Source organism: Vibrio atlanticus, assembly GCF_024347315.1.
Taxonomy (GTDB): domain Bacteria; phylum Pseudomonadota; class Gammaproteobacteria; order Enterobacterales; family Vibrionaceae; genus Vibrio; species Vibrio atlanticus.
Genome location: NZ_AP025460.1, coordinates 2,358,049 through 2,376,301, shown reverse-complemented (window position 1 = coordinate 2,376,301; position 18,253 = coordinate 2,358,049). Strand labels below are relative to the sequence as shown.

The window sequence follows — 18,253 nt, the reverse complement described above, 5'->3', positions numbered from 1 at the left end:
ACCCACCTTATCTAGCGCCTTCGAGTTTATGTCTGTGATACAAAATAAAAAATTTCAACTATTGGCTATTGGTCTTGCTTCGGCTCTTATGGGAATTGGGCAAAACGGCTTACTCGTTTCCCTGCCTTTTCTTGTGGAACAGTCTTCATTTAGCTTGCCTACGTGGTCGATTCTTATCGCAATAGGAAGCATATTATTTCTGCCATCTGCGCCGTTTTGGGGAAGGCAGAGCGACAAATATGGCCCTAAAAAAGTAGTCATTCAAGCACTGATAGGCATGGCTATCAGCTTTGCTTTGTTGTGTTTTTTCGCCATGTTTAGCAAACAGGGGCAGGCATTCGTGTTTTGTTTGATTGGGCTGGTGGTCGCGCGAATTATTTATGGTTGTACGGTGTCTGGAATGGTGCCTGCGAGTCAGCATTGGGCGATATTATTGTGTGGTGAGAAGAACCGTTTACAGGCTATTACATCAGTGAGTCTTGGCCTAAGTGTTGGTCGATTAATTGGGCCTTTGGTCTCCATTTTAGCGTTAAAGTTATCGCCTTTTGCTCCCCTGATCGTGATGATCTTTTTGCCGTGTGTTGCTTTACTTGTCACGATGTTGTTACCAACCCCTAAAGAAGAAACTCGGAAGGCTGAAGGAATAGGGCAAGCACCTTGGTTACCGAATAAAACATTACTGCCTTTTTTATCTTGCGGGTTGTTGTTGTGTGCCGCAGTCGCGTTGTTGCAATACAGTTTTTCTCCACTTATCTATTCGATCACCCGTTGGCCTACCGATCAAATAAGTGACACGATCGGGATTCTTTTGACTATCAGTGCTGCCTGTACTTTTGCTACTCAACTCTTGGTGATCAAAAAAGAAAAGCTGACACCGTTTGTTATGTACCGTTGGGGGGCATTGGGTTTGCTTGTCGGCTTTGGAATGTTCTTGATTCCCAGTATGTGGGCGTTTGCTGTGGCGATGGTAGTGACGGCGATTGGCGCAGCGCTGCTTGTTCCTGCTTACACGTTATTCGCCACCGAAAAGCAAAGTGAGGCTCCGGGCGCAGCCGCAGGGTATATCGCCATGTCTCATACTCTAGGTTACGGGGTTGCTTCAATGCTAGCGTTTACTTCAACCTTGAACCCTCAGTATCCCATCTACTTATGTGGGCTATTTTCTCTACTGATTTTCGCGACGACTTATGTTGTAAAAATAAAGGGAAATACCAAGCTCGCTGAGCAAGCTTAATCTTATATTTCCCCTGATACTTTTTAGTGAATCAGTTAACAGCTGCAAGTAAACGGCTTTGTGTCAAACTTTGATGCGCTAATTTGTGTCTTGTCGAGACGATGACTCCCACTTTACTGAACATCAATGAAACACCATTGATTCATTCGCAGACTAAACTATTCCCATAAGCTTCTGAATAATTTACTGTTATATGAACTATAAAAAAGGCTCTAACGTATTACCAAGGATGTAAGTTTATGTTTTCACAAGGCTTACTCGCATTACTAATAAAAACAAGCCGAGGTTAGGATGAAAAAAATATTATTGCTGCTTAGTGTGATTCTATTGGGTGGTTGCGTGGGCATGCCTGAAACAGTAAAGCCCGTTCAACAGTTTGAATTGGATAGATACTTGGGCAAATGGTACGAAGTTGCTCGTTTAGACCACTCGTTTGAGCGTGGCTTAGATAACATCAGTGCCGAATATAGCTTGCGTGATGATGGTGGCGTTAAGGTGATTAACCGCGGCTATTCGGCTGAAGATGGCGAATGGAACGAAGCGGAAGGTAAGGCGTACTTTGTCGAAGGCAGCGATCAGGGTTATCTAAAAGTGTCGTTCTTTGGCCCCTTCTACGGAGCTTATGTGGTGTTTGAGTTGGACAAAGAGAATTACCAATACGCGTTTGTTTCGGGCCCAGATACCGACTACTTGTGGTTACTTTCAAGAACACCAGAGGTTGCACCAGAAGTGATGGAGAAGTTCAAAGCGATGTCTAAAGAGCGTGGCTTCAATACTGATGAATTGATTTACGTTGAGCACAGTAAATAAGCTGAGCGCGCTAGGTTAACGACAGTTGATTGAGAAAAAGGAACAGATGATGAGTGCATCTGTTCCTTTTTTATTGGTTTGGTTTTTTATGAACTAGCCTTGTCGACGAACCTGCAACACGCTGAGCACCGATAGCGATAGGAAGAACGCAGGGTCACTCCAACCAAAACCAACAAAAATGCCGGTAAACGCGGCATACAGAGTGATGATGGCGCCAAGCATATTCGTAACCACTAAACCTTGGATGAGTTTTTTAGCTGATACGCCGGGTTCAATGTCTCTAAGCAACCAGCTTATTGCTGCGATACCACCCAGAAAGATACTGGTGTGTTGAGAGAGAAAGTAAGCGTACTTATCATTAATTTCCACACCATACATGGGCCACATTACCGTTGGGATAAAAAACAGTGCGATGGCAAACCCTGCGTAAATAATGCCGTGTAGGCTTAAAAACGTTTTATTGTTCATTTGTTATCTCTCTATCTCGTGCCTGTCGCTAATTCTTTATTCATTCCAATCGCTTTGTTTTCATTCAGCGAATTAACTAGTCGTTGATTGGGCCTTTATTAATGGTAGTTAAAGGCTGGTTCACGTCAAAAATCACACCACGCACTTCTTCAACACCCATCTCTTTTAAGCGAGCGCTATGCATCGCTAGGTAAGCCTCTGCACTGAGTTGGTCTTCAAAAAGATAGACACCACCGCCCAGTCTTTCAGCTTCGTTTTCTGTCCAGATTTTCCAGATCATACCCGGTTCGTTGTTAATAGACTTTGCTAGGTCAACGAGTGCGTTTGACATCTCTTCACCAAATGGGCCGCTAAATTCAAAATCAACTTGTAATAATTTCATGGTTATTTCTCCAAACAGTTACTTGGTATTGCGCTGAGACTCATGGTCATTTCGCAAAACGTAGGGGGCTTGATTGCCTGTTGGAATAGATATTACCTGTAAAAAACAGACAGAAAAGTTCATAATATAGTTATTAACTGTCAGGATTTTAGACCGATGAGATTGAAAACCACCCTCGACCAATGGCAAACCCTTTACGAGATTGACCGCGCAGGCAGTATTCAGGCGGCGGCACTGCAATTGAACAAGAGCCACACCACGCTGATTTATGCGTTGAGAAAATTGGAAGACCAATTGGGTGTTTCTTTAGTGCAGGTTGAAGGTCGTAGGGCGGTATTGTCGGAGGATGGGAAATCACTGTTGCGCCGTGCAAGCAGTATGTTGGAACAAGCTCGCGAGCTAGAGTTGATCAGTGAACAGCTAGCGAAAGGTGTTGAGTCTGAAATTGTGGTTGCTGTTGATCACTTGTGCTGCCTTGAACGCCTTTATCAACCGATGGCTGCATTTTTGACGGAGAACAACACCACATCGATACAAGTGATTGAAACGTCTCTGTCTAAAACAACCGAACTGGTGACTCAAGAACTGGCTGATGTGGCTATCATCAACTTGCCTATTACTAATTACTCAGCCGAAGCCTTTGGTTTTACGATGATGGAGCCAGTAGTTGCTAGCTCACATCCGTTAGCAAGTGCCGTTTCAGTGTCGTTGAATCAACTGTCGTCTTTGCCGCAAATTGTGGTGCGAGATTTAGGTGCTCAAACTAGTCAAGGCAGCAAAAAGCAAGGGAACAAACAGGATGTGGGCTGGTTGAAGTCGAGTCAGCGTATTACGGTGGACAATTTCGACCATGCGTTTGGCGCGGTAGAGCAGGGAGTCGGGTATTGTCGACTACCAAAGCACATTGTTGAAAGCCGAGGAAGTGACAAGCTCACTGTGTTGAATGTCGAAAATGGCAGTGGGTATCACGTTCCGCTGCACCTGACTTTACCAAAAGGAGCCAAGACAGGCCCTGCTGCTCAACGTTTCTATGAGTTACTTCTTGAGTCAGCTGCTCCTGCTAACTAACCCTCATTTAGTCGGGCTCAAACTAGTGAGGCTGATTGCCGTTTAAGAACAGCGCGACACATTCGCGAGTGTAGTGAAGTCTTTCTTCTTCAGATTCTCCGCTATCGTGTCCGAAGAATCCCCAATATGCCGATTTGCCGTGAAACATCAGCAACAGTTGGCGTGCTGCAATAACTGGTGAGCTTGATGTCGACAGTGTGAGATCACCAGAGTCTATTTTCGACTGCAAATAATCAGCGAGTAATTTTGTGGTTTTCTGAGGGCCAGTTTCTAAATAGATAGAGGCGATCTCTGGATGCGTATTCGCTTGGCTAATGGCATTTTGAAAGGTTTGTCTAGATTGTTCATCAAGTAATAAATCCTGAAACTTCACACCAAACTTCACCAACTCATCACCCACCGCAGCATCCATATCAAAGGCTGCAGGACTGAGTTCTCGCTCCGCACACTTGGTTTGCATGCAGGTTTCGAAAAGTTCGTCTTTGTTTTTAAAGTGAGAGTAGACCGTTTGCTTAGAAACGTTCGCTGCTTTGGCTATCTGATCCATATTGATCTTGAAGCCATGTTCAGAGAAAAGTTGGCTGGCTGCGGTTAAGATCTGCGATCTCTTCTGTTCACTCTTGATGATTTTAGTCACGTGCTTGCTTCTCGCTACTTGGTACTTGGTGTTGCTCAGTTCAATGCATTTCGTTCTGCGCTAAGCATTATGCTTTTTGTGATGGTTTTATCAATCATTAACGATGAAACTTATTTTTAACACAATCAAACTAGACAGTCTAGTTTGATTTGGTTAGTCTAAAAAAAGAACATAATTGAGTACCGCATAGGAACAGTACGTATGTATAAATTGATGAAGGGAAGCGCAGTGGCAGTGGCGTTGTCGGCTTTTCTTGTTGGATGTGGCGAAAAGGAACAAGCCCAAGAGTCGGTTGATTCAACCGCTGAAACGGCATCGAGCGTCCAAACCATTTTAACGGTGGAAACGATGGCCTTGGCGCTGTCTTCCTCTTATGCAGTTCAGCGTGAATATGTCGGTGTGGTTAAGGCGGGTCAGCAGGCTAATTTAGGTTTCGAACTGGCGGGCAAAGTAAACGAGATTCTGGTGGATGTCGGTGACACAGTTACAACGGGTCAGCCGTTGATTCGATTGGATACTCAACTTTTGGAAACTGAGTCTAGCCAACTGAAAGCGCAGGCTGAAGAAGTGAAAGCTCAGTTGAGTCTTGTTGCTGCTAACTTAAAGCGTCAACGTTCGTTGAAAGCGAAAGGCTTCAGTGCCGAAGCGGAGATTGATTCTCTCACCAGTGAACAACGCGTATTGCGGGCTAACTTGCTACGCATCGATGCCTCGGTAAAAGGCAATCAATTGAAGTTGGTGAAATCGACAGTTCGTGCGCCTTATTCTGGCACCATCGCAACACGCTTTGTCTCGCTTGGAGATGTAGTGAATGTAGGGAATCCAACTCTTACACTGCTTGCCTCTGAAGGGAAGGAAGCCTTTATCGGTATTCCTGCCCATCAAATGAAAAAGGTTACTTCACTTTCCGCCCCAAGTATTCGCGTCGGGCGAGATGAATTTGCTGTGAGCCTGTTGAATCCGGGCGCAATGGTCGACACACAGTCTCGCAGTGTCGGTTTGCGTTATCTTTTTCCTGAACAATCGTCGGTATTAGAAGGGCAACTTGCCTATCTGAAATTTGATGAACAGATTGATGACCAAGGCTACTGGGTGCCATTAACGGGTTTGATTGACGGCCTACGCGGTGTGTGGAACATCTTTGTGATTGGTGAAGACAACAAGGTCGAACGTCGAAGCGTTCAGGTGTTGTTTGCTAACAATCAACAAGCGTACGTAAGTGGGGCGATTGAAGACGGTGAACAAGTGATTGCCAGTGGTTTACATCGTTTAGTTCCCGGACAAACCGTAAAGCCAGCTAGCGTTACTGCTGAATAGGAAATAGTATGAAAATTATAGAGACTATTTCCAACACTCGACTGCTTATCTTGATGACCGCGCTGCTGATGGTGAGTGGTATTTCGGCGTTCATGACGTTGCCACGTGCAGAAGACCCAGTCATCATCAACCGTTACGCGAACATTACTACCAGTTTCCCCGGAGCCAGTGCCGAGCGTGTTGAAACCTTGGTAACAGAAGTTATCGAGAACAAGCTGCGTGAGCTGAGTGAAGTTAAACTCGTGAGCTCAACCTCAAGACCGGGCGTGTCTATTGTCACGCTCGAATTGAATGACACCATCACCGAGCCTGAACCCGTCTGGTCGCAAGCTCGCGACAAACTATCTGACATCGAATCCATTTTGCCTGCGGGCTCTCAATCTCCCGATCTCGATAGCGACCATACCTATGCTTTCACAACCATCGCATCTCTAACTTGGTCTGGTGCAGGCGAGCCTGACAGATTAACTCTCGGGCGCTATGCCAAAGAGCTCGCTAAGCGGTTGCGAACCTTGTCGGGTACCGAATTCGTTGATGAATACGGGATGCCGCAAGAAGAGATTCAAATCAGTTTACGCACTGCCGATGCCGCTGCTCTAGGGCGTTCAAGTGCCAATATCGCTGAATCGCTCGAAGGGGCGGACGCCAAGAACTCCGCCGGCGAGTTAGTGAGTGCTTATTCTCGCTTTGGCTTAGAAATTAAATCTGAACTCGATTCTATTGAACGCATTAAGCAAGTGCCAATAGCCACTGATAGCAAAGGTCACATCATCCGTATGGAAGACATTGCTTCGGTGAAACGTGGTGAGAAAACCCCACAAGACCAGATTGCTATTATTGATGGTGAGCCGGGTGTGATTGTCGCGGCAAGAATGCACCCTGATCTGCGAGTTGACAACTGGACGTCGCGAGCTAATGCTCTGATTGGTAAATTTGAGCAAGAGTTACCAAGTAACGTTAAGGTGACGGTGCTCTTTAATCAGCAAGGTTATACCGAAACTCGCTTAGACGATTTAGGCAAAAGCTTGATGATCGGTTTTGGTCTGATCTTGATTGTGTTGTTTGTCACTTTAGGCGTGCGTGCCGCGATCTTAGTGGCAATTTCTCTGCCGTTAACCTCATTATTGACCCTGTCGATCATGAAAATGACCGGTGTACCGATTAACCAAATGTCGGTGACGGGCCTAATTGTGGCGCTCGGGATCATGGTCGATAACGCAGTGGTGATGGTTGATACCATTCAGGCTTATCGCTTGAAAGGGCAACAACGAGCTGAAGCGACCATGAATGCATTGAAGCATTTATGGGTGCCGTTATTAGGCTCAACCTTAACCACCGTATTGGCGTTTGCCCCGATTATTTTGATGCCGGGAGCATCGGGTGAGTTTGTCGGTGGCATTGCGATTACCGTGTCTTTCTCGTTGATCGGCTCTTACATTATTTCGCACACCTTAATCGCAGGCTTAGCGACCAAGTTACTGCCGAAACAACTCAGCGACGTTGATAAGAAAGGGCAGCACCATTGGTACATGACGGGTTTGAGAATCCCGGCTTTGACGCGCTGGTTCTCATCTTCTGTCCGCTTTGGTGTCACGCATCCAATCATCACGATTGCTTTGGTGTTGTTGGTTCCATTTACTGGTTACTGGAGCATGTCTCAGCTGACTGAGCAATTCTTCCCGCCATCAGACCGAGACATGTTTGAGATTCAGGTTTACATGCCGCCTCAAGCGAGCATTTACGCCACCAAAAACACCTCTGAGAAAATCGATGACATCATTCATCGTTACCCTGAAGTGGAGCGTATCGATTGGCTAGTGGGCGCAAACTTCCCATCCTTCTATTACAACTTGCAAGCAAGGCAAAACAACGCGCCATACTTTTCGCAAGCGATGGTGAAAACAGAGAACTTTGACCAAGCTAACGCGCTGATTCCTGAGCTGCAAAAGGTGTTGGATGAAGAGGTGCCGGAAGCACAAATCTTGGTACGTAAGCTCAACCAAGGGCCTCCATTTACCGCGCCCGTTGAACTGCGAGTATACGGTGAAAACCTCGATACCCTAAAAGCAATTGGTGAAGATGTGCGATTGATTCTGGCAGGTGTTCCTCATGTCACGCACACAAGGGAAACGCTGCAACCGGGTACGCCGAAGGTGTGGTTGAAGGTCGATGAAGACACCGCAAAACTCAACGGTATTTCATTGAACCAGTTTGCTGGTATGTTGCAAACTACGCTGACAGGTCGTGAAAGTGGCTCGGTGATTGAGGGCAGCGAGTCGGTGCCTATCCGTGTTCGTGTGGCGGATGATGCGCGTGAGAACTTGACGCACCTGAGTAATATTCGCTTGCCGATAAGCTCTGATGTCTATTCTACGGGTATCAATGTGTCTACCTTAGCTAAGCTTGAACTGACCACAAGTCGTGGTGCGATTACGCGCAGAAATGGGCAACGTGTGAATACCATTGAGGGTTATATTGAAGCGGGTGTATTGCCTCAAACCGTGCTCAATGAATTCCAAAAACGCCTAGAAAGCTATCAGATGCCATCGGGCTATACGATTGGTTTTGGTGGTGAATCCGCTGAACGAGATAATTCAGTCAACAGCCTCATCTCGAATGTCGCTGTCGTTGTCGTATTGATGGTGTTGGTGGTGGTGATGTCGTTTAACTCGTTCCGAATGAGTAGCATCATCTTCATGGTAGCAGGATTGGCTGGTGGGCTAGGGTTGTTGTCGGTGTGGATCTTCGGTTATCCATTTGGTTTTACGGTGATCATCGCGATGCTTGGGATTGCGGGCTTAGCGATTAACGCGGCCATTGTGATTCTGACCGAATTGAAACTCGATAAAGAGGCTTCCTCCGGGAATGTAGATGCAGTCGTTGAAGCTGTGATGTCATGTACTCGACATATCAGTTCAACCACGATAACGACTGTTGGCGGCTTTATGCCATTGATCATCGCAGGTGGTGGCTTCTGGCCTCCGTTTGCGGTCGCGATTGTGGGCGGTACTGTGTTAACCACGCTTATCTCGTTCTACTTTGTGCCTGTGGTTTATCATTTGATGACTCGAAATCAGCGGAAAAACATCGCGACTCAAGCGGCATAACTGCTTTTCTATTTCACTTCTCTTCAATTACCCATAATCGAGCCGTATCTGGTTCGATTATGGCGTTGTTCTCTCACTAAATTCATTCCAACTACCCTTCAAAAATATCACTAAGCCAATCTTCAAGTTGCTCTCGTTTATCTTGTGGGCCATTGATGATCACTAAGCCATTTAGTGTCGCGTGATCCCAAGATATAGTGCCAGTAGCTAGCGCATCGAACACATCGAGTTCCGTAATCAGTAATAGGTCTTCTTCAGTAGGCAAAGTATCTCGGCCTGAGACATCGACCCCCTTCTCAAATTTCACTTGGCTGTAATGACCTTTGATTGCTTCGAACAAGTTGAACTCAATTTTGCTTGGGTGGGGTTTCGCAAGCGCAGCCTTGATGGCAAAGAGTCGAAAGTGATCTGGCTTATTGAGGTTGTTGAATTCATCGTCTTGTCTGGCTGTAATGACGTTGCCAAATACCTCGAGTGAACCGGGCTCTGTCACTAAACTAAATCCGGTATCTTGGTGAAGACCACAGGCAAACGTGAGTGAAGAGGTGAGTGAAAGAATGAGAGCAAATCGTTTTAGCATGTGTGAACCTTAAACGAACTAGGGCAGTTTTCTTACTTCAACAATAGATCGAGATTGTTGAGTGAAGGTTGCGAACTGTACCAATAAATAAACGATAAAGGGACCACAATGGGTCCCTAAGTTATCGGCTCGCCATCCTTAGCATGCCTTTGCTTGTGTATATCTAATTAACGAACGATTAGCATGATCTCTTCTGGAGTCATTGGCTTATCGAAGTAGCTCATGAATTGACCGAAGCCTTTGATGTCGCCGTTCGAGAACTTGAATGCACCAGACTGTAGGTTGCTACCAATCACTTGTTGAGCGTTTGGACCCGCAATCAAGATTTGGTTCAGTACTGCACGAGTGGTGTCGATTTGAACGTCTGCGCCTTTTACTGCTTCTTCGTGTAACTGAGCAATACCGTTACGGATTTCGATAGTGAATGCTTCGTTCGTATCAGAGAAGTTGTACGTTAGCATCATGTTCACGTCTAACGAGTTTTCTGCGATAAGCGTTGAAGTCATCATGTCGAAGATCTGCTTGCTTGGTAGCGCAGTAAGCACGTCAACAGAAGCGAAGCTGATCATGTTAGAGAAGTCACGTTTGTTCTCTAGTTCAGCCGCCGCGTTAAGCGCCCAGTTACGCCAGTTGATGTTCACTTGGTCTGCAGCCCATGCTTTGTAAGCTTGTGCTTTCATCTCGCGAGCTTCCATATCTTGCTTGTTTACCGTGATTGGGTAAGAAAGAATTTCTGCTGCAAATGTGTAGTTTTCAGCCTTAATTGCTGCTTGTGCAGTCGTAAGGATGTTCTCACGGCCGCCCATGATCTCTACGAACGCTTTAGCACGTTGCTCGTAAGCCATTGGCTCTAATTGCCATGGATCTGCTTCGAAGAAACCGTTGTAACCAACGTAGATCTGACGAACAGCATGTGCAACGGTACCGTAGTGCTCACCTAACCAAGGGTGTTCTGCAAGGTGCTTAGGAAGTTTAACCACTTCAACTAGCTCGTCCGGCGTCATACCTTTGTTCATGTAACGGATTGTTTGGTCATGCGTGTATTGAATCGCATCACGGTAAGCTGTTAATACGTCAGCTACCGCTTCTTTACCTTCAACAGGGCGACCGTGAGAGTTAATCATGATCTCAGTGTCGAACTTACGCATTACGTCGATGCCCTTGAACCACATTGATGGGTCACGGAATTTAGTACCACGGATGGTGTGAAGGTTAGGGAAGTTTTCGCCTTGAAGTACTTCAGCCGCGTGCAGGATTTTTTGCTCTGGGAAGTAAACCACTAACTCATCTTTAGTTTCAGATGGCACGTTCTCGATGTGCATTTTCACGCCAGCGATTTCGATTTCGATGTGACTCTGGCTTGGTACAAGCAGGTTTGGTTCAATGAACGAGATAGCACCTTGCATGAAACGTGGACCAAGGCCGTCGTTTACTGTGCCGTGCTCACCTTCTTCTACGTGCTTAGCACCTGTGTAAGAAGTACGGTGACCAAATAGAGTACCTAGGTTTGAAGACCAGTTAGCCACTGCTGCGGTTAGGCCTTCTTCAGCGATGATTTTTACTTCGCCTGATGCTACTTCTTCATCAGTCACCCATGCACGAACACCAGAAATGTGGTCGATGTGGTTGTGAGAATAGATGATTGCTTTAACCGGCTTGTCTGTGATTTGACGGAACTGTTCTTTAACCGATTGAGCCATTTCTACCGACTCACCTGGATCAACAATGATGATACCGTCAGTGCCTTCAATCATTACTGGTGTATCGAGACCAAAACCGTAACCAAGGTAAATGTTGTCATCTACTTTGATGATTGCTTGGTCCATTTTTCGGCCATGCTTAGTCAGAGTTGGATGAACGTGATCAGATTTTTCTGTGTAAGCCAGAGAGTCGCCCGTTTTCGAAACAACTTGGATGCGTTCGCCCTTGCCCCAGAACATGTTTGATTCGTGTTCGAATAGAACCTCGCTTTTGTAGCGTGCATCAAGATCGATGTTTTGGTATTGAGCTGCGTTTGCCGTTTGAAGTTCTTGGCCTACTTTCGATACTGCTTCAACAGTGGGTGTTGCTGATGCAAAGCCAGAAGCAAATAGTGCACTTGCGATTGCAACTGGAAGTGCCATTTTTTTGAATGTGTTAGTCATGATAGTGACCTTATATTTGGATACAGGAATTGGATTTCTTGAGCCAAATAATAGACAGGAGAGGGGGCGCTATCTACGCGCTAATAGGATTTCAACCTATCGTTTTTACGATGTTTTATTTTGTTAATGATTGTATTAGCGATTTTAATTGATCTGAATCAATTAACCAGATGAGCTTGTGACAGATACAAAAATGCCCTGACATTCAGGGCATTTAATTTGGAACTAATGGCTGTTATATAAGCGTTTACCGAGAACCTGAGTACTTACCAAGCACCTAAGTAAGACTTGTAAGATTGTAGGCGAACCGTTGCTGCACCGATTACATCAATGAAGCCCCAGAACGGATGTGGCTTCTCAGCCGAGATCCAAGCCGCGCCAGTTGAACCAATAGGGATGTTGTAACCTTCTGGTTCGATGATCTCAAGTACGATAGTACGACCTAAACCATTACCGTTTCTTACCACGTGTTGACCGACGCTTTGTGGCCCCTGAAGTGGAGAAATACTCGACTCACCGGTACCGGCATTAAAGCTGTGTACTTTTGCTCGGAACACGTGTCCTGGGTAGGCATCAACGTAGAATTCCGCAAAGTCACCAACTTGAACGTAGCCGTAAGTTTGGTCTGAGATACGCATCTCAAGGAACTTTTTGCTGGTGTTGTAGAGGTGCATGTTACCCATGACAGAACCTTCAGCGATATTCACTATCGATACCTGACCGTCAAACTCAGCTTTAACGGTTTTCTTTTCTTGTGCCCAGTTTACTTTTTGTAGATCGGCTTTCAGCGACACAAGTTCAGCGTGCAGTACTCGAAGATCGGAGTCGTACTTTTCTACATCACGAGCATTGAATATCTCTGGTGATGTTTCAGTACGTTCTAAGTCGCGAGTCATTTGCTTGATCTGTTCTTCTTTTTTAACTATTGAAGATTCGATCTTTGCTTTGTCTGCGGCAGACTCAATGTCGACGAGGGTGTAAATTACATCGCCTTCTTTAACCATTTGGTTGTGCTCAACAAGCACTTGGTCGATCTGCTGGCCAAAGATAGGTGACATCACCGCGTGTGGCGCTTTGACTGTGGTTGAATTGGTTAAATCAACGGGTGCCCACAAGCGAGAGATAACCGCTAAGACTGTAAGAATCGTAACACCGCCAATGGCTGCCCAAGTGTAGTTTTTGAAGTTCTTCTTCAGTGCACCTGTCGCAAACAGTGACCATACAATTAGGATGTATGGAATCATCATCTCTTTCATTATGCGACCTCTTTTTCTGTAGGGGATGGTTTTGTTGGAGCCTTATCTTCTGAAGACTGTTCTTTTGAAGGCTGAGCTTCTGAAGACGGTTCTACTGGAGACTGTTGTGTTTGAGACGGCTCTGCTGCCGATTTTTCAGGTGATACGTGGACTGCGGCTGCCTCTGAATTGGTCGCGTCTTGTTTAGGCTGCACACCACGGCGAATAACATCACTCAGTGATTGACCAATATGTTTCCAGTTCGCCAATGCGATAACCAATGCGATAACCCAGAATGTTTTGCTGATGAAGAGCCCGCAAAGTGACAGTGCAAAAACGATCTGTACGTGAGCGCTTTTGTGTTCTTTTGCTTTATGCACACCCAGTTCATGCAACTGCCACATGCCGTAAACACCGGCTAATACCACAGCAATGGTCACCGAGAACAAGTAACCAGAGAAGTACTCCATCTGGAAGAAGTTCATCATCATTTCATTGGGATGATTGTTGAATTGAGACATGTCGATGTCTTTAGAATGGATAGTGCCTAACGGTGCAAGAGCCCATGCACCAGCAAACATTACCGCCATAAACAGGCAGAATTTAATCAAGACCATCACAACGGCCCAGATTTTCTGGAAAATGATTTTTATAAAGTTCATATCTCAACCTACATCAATAAGAAGAGAGAATTTGCAGCCTAGAAGTCACCTTTAATGACATCTTAAAAAGTAGATGTCTATTATGTGGGTAGATTAGTGTCCATAATAAACAAAAGTAATAGATGATATTTAAAGTGATATTGCACAGTCCAGACAACCGATTCTCGGTATCAAGAAGCGAATATGCTTCTCTACAAATCAATCTTTATTATTTGTCAGCAGACGTAAATGAAATGGCTATGAAGCGTTCGAATTAATATTCGCGCGGCTTTCTAGCGACTGTTTTTATTACGTGTATTACCTCGACAATCGAGGGGCTCTTCCATGACAATTGACATACCAAAGTAAAACATTTGTCAGTTTTCTATTTGGGCTGGTGATTGATTTGTTAGCAGGATAATAGGAAGAGTTTTGACCAGTATCTACCCAGAATTACGATTTGATAATATCGTAATTACGATTAGTAGTTATAACTCTAAATCGGTAAAGTGATTTATTTGAAAAGGCTCATATACAGATAGAAAACATTGTTCATTAACTTGGTTTGGATCATAGAAGTCGATGAAAAGTACTAAAAAGACTGGCCTAAAATATTGAATAAATTAGACCAGCTCTAGGGAGGATTTTAATCGATTATTTGAACGGGTTTAATGTAACAGGAGCAATAAAGAATTTTAGGTTCCAATCTGGTGCATATGGCACATACTCAGCTGGGTTGGTCGTATTAACATTTGCGTCTGGTTTCATTACGTAATATTGAAGTTCTACACCCCAACGAACAGGCATCGGTCCAATCTTAAACATATCGATATAGCCTAACCCGACAGGTACAGTAAATTGGTCGGAACCATCTTTTGTCCAATCAATTTGAATATTAGGCGTCATACCAATTAACGCGGTGTTGCTGACACGATAGTTTAAGAAGTACTGGATGTCCGCTTGATTGGTTGATTCAGTCACGCTGTCGCTACCGCCTACATCCCACCATTGCTGAGCTAAGAAACCAACGTTCCAGCTTTCAATACTTGCTGGGTTACCGGTTTCTTTACCAAGGCGAGCGACCATTGCCGCAGGGCCTACTTGCCATTTATCTTGGGTTAAACCATCAGTACCTGTTGGCATGATCACTGTTGGACCAACACCCCAAATCCAGCCGTCATCACGGTTAGGCGCTGCCATTGACAGAAAGACGGTGTCTCCCATGCCATTTGTACGACCTTCAAAGAAATCACCATTTTCACGGTCACCTGGTGAACTGTAGTGGTTGGCTACCAGACGGTTCACCAAGTTCCATTCGCCATCCATGATAGGAACAGGCATTACTGGTTGAAAGCTGAAACGGTTTTGCATTTCATGGTGGCCATCTTCTTTCTCAAGAAAGGTGTAATCATTCTGAGTGATTAGCATCCATACGTCAGATACCGGGTTAGCCGATTTTTTTGCGGCTTCCTGAACTGAGAGTTGTTCCTTTTCAGCCAGCGCAGAACCAGAGTAAGCGATAGCCGCACCGCTTAAGAGTAGAGAAATTATTTTAGTGTTTTTCATATTGATACCGAGGGTCATTATTTTGGTGCCATTGTAGTATTCACAAAAGGAATGTATATGTACCGAACGGAAACTCAGTGTCATGTAATTTGAGACAATGTTGTGGTTTCAAAGCGCGTTGCATGAAGTACGCCCCATTATTAAAGGGCTTACGGAGAAGGGAGGGCTTTATTGTCTCAATATATGAAGATTTATTGAGGGTTGATGAGTGTGAGTAAAGTCTGGTTAATATGCTATTTATTAGCAAAATAATCAATGCGTTATACCTTTAATAAATGTTTTTATTGACGATATTTAATCGTTTTTACGATAGCATGGTGTTTATGGTCGCCTAACGAGTAATGATATATGAGCAACGAAATCCCCAATTTCAACCTACTTGCTGTGTTTTCTGCGGTGATGGAGCAGGGCAGTTTGAGTAAAGCTGCGGATCAACTCAGCACCAATCAATCGACCATTAGTACCGCATTGGCACGACTGAAAAAAGAGATAGGCCAAGAGCTTTTTGTTCGTAAAGGACGAGGTGTTACGCCTACTTCTTATGCTCAAAGTTTGTATGAACAAATCAAAACGCCGATTCATGAATTGAATGATGTATTTCAGTCGATGGCTAATTTTGATGAACAATCCTCTGAACGTAAGTTTGTGATTTCTGCACCTGAGCACTTACAGTGGATTTTACTTAATAGTTTCGCGGCGCTTCCCAATCAAAACTTGTCGCTAGAAGTCTTTGACCAACCAGACAGTGATGAGCGTATTTACGAAGACCTTTTGACTCAAGAGTTCGATGCAATGATCGATATTGTGGTACCTGAACACCCAAGCATCGTTAGTGAAACTCTATATGAAGGCGAGTTTGTGATCGTGTGTAGAGAGGATCACCCGCGAATCCAAGGTGAAATCAGCGAAGCGCAATTCATGAATGAAAAGCATGCCGTATTAGATAGAACACGGCGTAAAGTTCGCAGTTTAAATCACTACACATCATTGGATTTATCTAAGCGTAAAATCGTGTTTCACGGGCGCTCACTGTTCAGTAATATCTTGCTATGTAGCCAATCGGATTACATCACCGTAGTGCCTTTATCTATGGCTGTGCAGTTTCAAGAAAGGCTAGGTTTACAGTTGTTTAAACCACCTTTTGAATATCAGCCTATATCTCACTATTTGATTTGGTTAAAGAAGCAGAATAATGACCCTGCTCATAAATGGTTCCGAGAACAAGTCATCAGTACATCAGATGCTATGTCGAAGACGCTTAAAGATAGGCGTTTGCGGTTTTAATTGAGAGTCTAACTCGAAGGGAAGCATTGGCTTCCCTTTTTTGTGTCATTGAGTTCGTGCTAGTCATAAGGTTCATAACAAAAAATTATCACATTGAGAATTTTTGATAATTTCATTAATTCCTCGCTGAATCGTATTATTTCACTCAGAGATTAGTGGATAACCTCCACTCAAAATCATAACGGCGCAATGCTTGTGGTGCCAATAAGGGTGAAATATGAAATTCCTACACACAATGATCCGAGTTGCTGATTTAGACAAGTCTATCGAGTTCTACACCAAAGTATTAGGCATGAAAGAGCTTGAACGCCACGAAAACAACGACTACCGCTACACTTTGGTTTTCGTTGGATACGAACAAGGCGGCACGACTATCGAGCTCACGTACAACTGGGACACGAATGAGTACGAGATGGGCAGCGCGTTTGGTCATTTGGCATTGGGTGTGGAAGATATTTACGCCGCATGCGACAAGATCAAATCACTGGGTGGCAACGTCACTCGCGAAGCGGGGCCAGTAAAAGGTGGCTCAACGCACATCGCATTTATCACAGACCCAGATGGTTACCAAATCGAACTGATTCAACTGGGTTAATCGAGGATATAACAATGACAAACGCACTATTTCAACCAATTCAACTTGGTAATATCGAACTTAAAAACCGTATTGTTATGCCACCGATGACGCGTTCTCGCGCAACGCAACCTGGCAATTCAGCAAACGATATGATGGCGGCTTACTACGCTCAACGCGCTTCTGCAGGTTTGATTATCGCTGAAGGCACACAAATTTCACCTATGGGTCAAGGTTACGCTTGGACTCCGGGTATCTACTCTGATGAGCAGATTGCGGGTTGGAAAAAAGTCACCGATGCAGTACATGAAAAAGAGGGCGTTATCTTCGCTCAACTTTGGCATGTAGGCCGTGTAACACACCCAGACAACATTGGTGGTGAACAACCAATTTCGTCTTCTGCACTTAAAGCAGAGAACGTAAAAGTATTCATCGATAATGGCACTGATGAACCGGGCTTTGTTGATGTGGTTGAACCTCGTGAAATGACGAAAGAAGACATCAAAGAAGTGGTTGAACAGTATCGCCAAGCGGCTTTGAATGCAGTTGAAGCAGGCTTTGACGGTATCGAACTTCACGCCGCGAATGGTTACTTAATCAACCAATTCATCGATTCTGAAGCAAACAACCGTACTGACGAATACGGTGGTTCAATTGAAAACCGTTTACGTTTCCTAGGTGAAGTGGTTGAAGCTATGGTTGAAGCGATTGGTGCTGACCGTGTTGGTGTACGCCTTGCTCCGTTCACATCGTTGAATGGTACGGTTGACGCTACACCAGTAGAGACTTACACAGCTGCTGCAGCACTACTTAACCTATACAAAATTGTTTACCTGCACATTGCAGAAGTTGATTGGGACGATGCACCTGAAACGCCAAAAGCATTTAAAGCGGCAGTTCGTGAAGCTTACGATGGTGTCCTTATCTATGCGGGTAAATACGATAGCGAGCGTGGCGAAAAAGCCGTTGCTGAAGGCGTAACTGACATGGTTGGCTTTGGTCGTCCATTCGTTGCGAACCCGGATCTACCCGCTCGTATTCAAAATGGTTACCCATTAGCAGCGCACGATCCAAACACATTGTTTGGTGGTGCTGAAAAAGGTTTAACGGATTACCCAAAATACGCAGGCTAAAAATAGCTGCCTGAAGCAGAGTATTGAGATAATATCTCGATCCTGTTGAATGTTTATAAAAAGCAACCTTGCA

The 18,253-nt window shown here is 44.8% G+C and carries 16 protein-coding genes; 8 read left to right on the top strand and 8 right to left on the bottom strand.

Features of this window, described 5'->3' with window-relative positions; all coding sequences use genetic code 11:
* The first annotated feature begins 28 nt into the window (after positions 1 to 28).
* Together OCV30_RS10545 and OCV30_RS10540 are read left to right on the top strand one after the other, a co-directional pair.
* Positions 29 to 1,234 (top strand): MFS transporter, encoded by a 1,206-nt coding sequence (locus OCV30_RS10545; RefSeq protein WP_065679588.1) that lies wholly within the window; start codon positions 29 to 31, stop codon positions 1,232 to 1,234.
* 291 nt (positions 1,235 to 1,525) lie between these two features.
* A complete protein-coding gene (locus OCV30_RS10540; RefSeq protein WP_012604434.1) occupies positions 1,526 to 2,044 on the top strand; it encodes a lipocalin family protein in 519 nt (172 codons plus the stop codon).
* A gap of 93 nt (positions 2,045 to 2,137) precedes the next feature.
* Here OCV30_RS10540 and OCV30_RS10535 read toward each other — a convergent pair whose 3' ends face one another.
* Entirely contained in the window at positions 2,138 to 2,512 is a 375-nt protein-coding gene (locus OCV30_RS10535; protein WP_065679589.1) for a hypothetical protein, read from the bottom strand.
* A 76-nt stretch (positions 2,513 to 2,588) separates the two neighbouring features.
* Positions 2,589 to 2,894 (bottom strand): monooxygenase, encoded by a 306-nt coding sequence (locus OCV30_RS10530; RefSeq protein WP_065679590.1) that lies wholly within the window; start codon positions 2,892 to 2,894, stop codon positions 2,589 to 2,591.
* Between the two features lie 156 nt (positions 2,895 to 3,050).
* Between OCV30_RS10530 and OCV30_RS10525 the strand changes: the two genes are divergently transcribed.
* The gene (locus OCV30_RS10525) at positions 3,051 to 3,962 is read left to right on the top strand and encodes a LysR family transcriptional regulator (protein ID WP_065679591.1); all 912 of its coding nucleotides are present in this window, start codon (positions 3,051 to 3,053) and stop codon (positions 3,960 to 3,962) included.
* 22 nt (positions 3,963 to 3,984) lie between these two features.
* Here OCV30_RS10525 and OCV30_RS10520 read toward each other — a convergent pair whose 3' ends face one another.
* Entirely contained in the window at positions 3,985 to 4,599 is a 615-nt protein-coding gene (locus OCV30_RS10520; protein WP_065679592.1) for a TetR/AcrR family transcriptional regulator, read from the bottom strand.
* Between the two features lie 201 nt (positions 4,600 to 4,800).
* On the opposite strand from OCV30_RS10520, the gene OCV30_RS10515 reads away from it, so the two are divergent.
* Together OCV30_RS10515 and OCV30_RS10510 are read left to right on the top strand one after the other, a co-directional pair.
* Positions 4,801 to 5,916: an efflux RND transporter periplasmic adaptor subunit gene (locus OCV30_RS10515; RefSeq protein WP_065679593.1), complete on the top strand. Its 1,116-nt coding sequence runs from the start codon at positions 4,801 to 4,803 to the stop codon at positions 5,914 to 5,916.
* Positions 5,917 to 5,924: 8 nt separating this feature from the next.
* Positions 5,925 to 9,023 (top strand): efflux RND transporter permease subunit, encoded by a 3,099-nt coding sequence (locus OCV30_RS10510; RefSeq protein ID WP_065679594.1) that lies wholly within the window; start codon positions 5,925 to 5,927, stop codon positions 9,021 to 9,023.
* Positions 9,024 to 9,114: 91 nt separating this feature from the next.
* Here OCV30_RS10510 and OCV30_RS10505 read toward each other — a convergent pair whose 3' ends face one another.
* The 5 genes from OCV30_RS10505 to OCV30_RS10485 all read right to left on the bottom strand — a co-directional run bounded on the left by OCV30_RS10505 (position 9,115) and on the right by OCV30_RS10485 (position 15,207).
* Positions 9,115 to 9,603 carry a hypothetical protein gene (locus OCV30_RS10505; RefSeq protein WP_017095212.1) on the bottom strand — a complete coding sequence of 163 codons (489 nt, stop codon included), beginning with the start codon at positions 9,601 to 9,603 and terminating at the stop codon, positions 9,115 to 9,117.
* A gap of 167 nt (positions 9,604 to 9,770) precedes the next feature.
* The gene (locus tag OCV30_RS10500) at positions 9,771 to 11,747 is read right to left on the bottom strand and encodes an alkyl sulfatase dimerization domain-containing protein (protein WP_065679595.1); all 1,977 of its coding nucleotides are present in this window, start codon (positions 11,745 to 11,747) and stop codon (positions 9,771 to 9,773) included.
* 266 nt (positions 11,748 to 12,013) lie between these two features.
* Positions 12,014 to 13,003: an efflux RND transporter periplasmic adaptor subunit gene (locus OCV30_RS10495; protein ID WP_065679596.1), complete on the bottom strand. Its 990-nt coding sequence runs from the start codon at positions 13,001 to 13,003 to the stop codon at positions 12,014 to 12,016.
* Positions 13,003 to 13,644 (bottom strand): magnesium transporter, encoded by a 642-nt coding sequence (locus OCV30_RS10490; protein WP_065679597.1) that lies wholly within the window; start codon positions 13,642 to 13,644, stop codon positions 13,003 to 13,005. The genes OCV30_RS10495 and OCV30_RS10490 overlap by 1 nt, the downstream gene beginning before the upstream one ends.
* A gap of 633 nt (positions 13,645 to 14,277) precedes the next feature.
* Positions 14,278 to 15,207 (bottom strand): hypothetical protein, encoded by a 930-nt coding sequence (locus OCV30_RS10485; RefSeq protein WP_065679598.1) that lies wholly within the window; start codon positions 15,205 to 15,207, stop codon positions 14,278 to 14,280.
* Between the two features lie 330 nt (positions 15,208 to 15,537).
* Between OCV30_RS10485 and OCV30_RS10480 the strand changes: the two genes are divergently transcribed.
* The 3 genes from OCV30_RS10480 to OCV30_RS10470 all read left to right on the top strand — a co-directional run bounded on the left by OCV30_RS10480 (position 15,538) and on the right by OCV30_RS10470 (position 18,180).
* A complete protein-coding gene (locus OCV30_RS10480) occupies positions 15,538 to 16,473 on the top strand; it encodes a LysR family transcriptional regulator (RefSeq protein ID WP_065679599.1) in 936 nt (311 codons plus the stop codon).
* A gap of 217 nt (positions 16,474 to 16,690) precedes the next feature.
* Entirely contained in the window at positions 16,691 to 17,068 is a 378-nt protein-coding gene (gene gloA / locus OCV30_RS10475) for a lactoylglutathione lyase (protein WP_012604423.1), read from the top strand.
* Positions 17,069 to 17,082: 14 nt separating this feature from the next.
* Positions 17,083 to 18,180 (top strand): alkene reductase, encoded by a 1,098-nt coding sequence (locus OCV30_RS10470; protein WP_065679600.1) that lies wholly within the window; start codon positions 17,083 to 17,085, stop codon positions 18,178 to 18,180.
* The last annotated feature ends 73 nt before the right edge of the window (positions 18,181 to 18,253 follow it).

Bases quoted from the DNA above. Each gene is read 5' to 3' on its own strand.
- OCV30_RS10545 (WP_065679588.1), top strand. From the start codon at position 29: ATGTCTGTGATACAAAATAAAAAATTTCAACTATTGGCTATTGGTCTT.
- OCV30_RS10540 (WP_012604434.1), top strand. From the start codon at position 1,526: ATGAAAAAAATATTATTGCTGCTTAGTGTGATTCTATTGGGTGGTTGC.
- OCV30_RS10535 (WP_065679589.1), bottom strand. From the start codon at position 2,512: ATGAACAATAAAACGTTTTTAAGCCTACACGGCATTATTTACGCAGGG.
- OCV30_RS10530 (WP_065679590.1), bottom strand. From the start codon at position 2,894: ATGAAATTATTACAAGTTGATTTTGAATTTAGCGGCCCATTTGGTGAA.
- OCV30_RS10525 (WP_065679591.1), top strand. From the start codon at position 3,051: ATGAGATTGAAAACCACCCTCGACCAATGGCAAACCCTTTACGAGATT.
- OCV30_RS10515 (WP_065679593.1), top strand. From the start codon at position 4,801: ATGTATAAATTGATGAAGGGAAGCGCAGTGGCAGTGGCGTTGTCGGCT.
- OCV30_RS10510 (WP_065679594.1), top strand. From the start codon at position 5,925: ATGAAAATTATAGAGACTATTTCCAACACTCGACTGCTTATCTTGATG.
- OCV30_RS10505 (WP_017095212.1), bottom strand. From the start codon at position 9,603: ATGCTAAAACGATTTGCTCTCATTCTTTCACTCACCTCTTCACTCACG.
- OCV30_RS10500 (WP_065679595.1), bottom strand. From the start codon at position 11,747: ATGACTAACACATTCAAAAAAATGGCACTTCCAGTTGCAATCGCAAGT.
- OCV30_RS10495 (WP_065679596.1), bottom strand. From the start codon at position 13,003: ATGAAAGAGATGATGATTCCATACATCCTAATTGTATGGTCACTGTTT.
- OCV30_RS10490 (WP_065679597.1), bottom strand. From the start codon at position 13,644: ATGAACTTTATAAAAATCATTTTCCAGAAAATCTGGGCCGTTGTGATG.
- OCV30_RS10485 (WP_065679598.1), bottom strand. From the start codon at position 15,207: ATGACCCTCGGTATCAATATGAAAAACACTAAAATAATTTCTCTACTC.
- OCV30_RS10480 (WP_065679599.1), top strand. From the start codon at position 15,538: ATGAGCAACGAAATCCCCAATTTCAACCTACTTGCTGTGTTTTCTGCG.
- gloA (WP_012604423.1), top strand. From the start codon at position 16,691: ATGAAATTCCTACACACAATGATCCGAGTTGCTGATTTAGACAAGTCT.
- OCV30_RS10470 (WP_065679600.1), top strand. From the start codon at position 17,083: ATGACAAACGCACTATTTCAACCAATTCAACTTGGTAATATCGAACTT.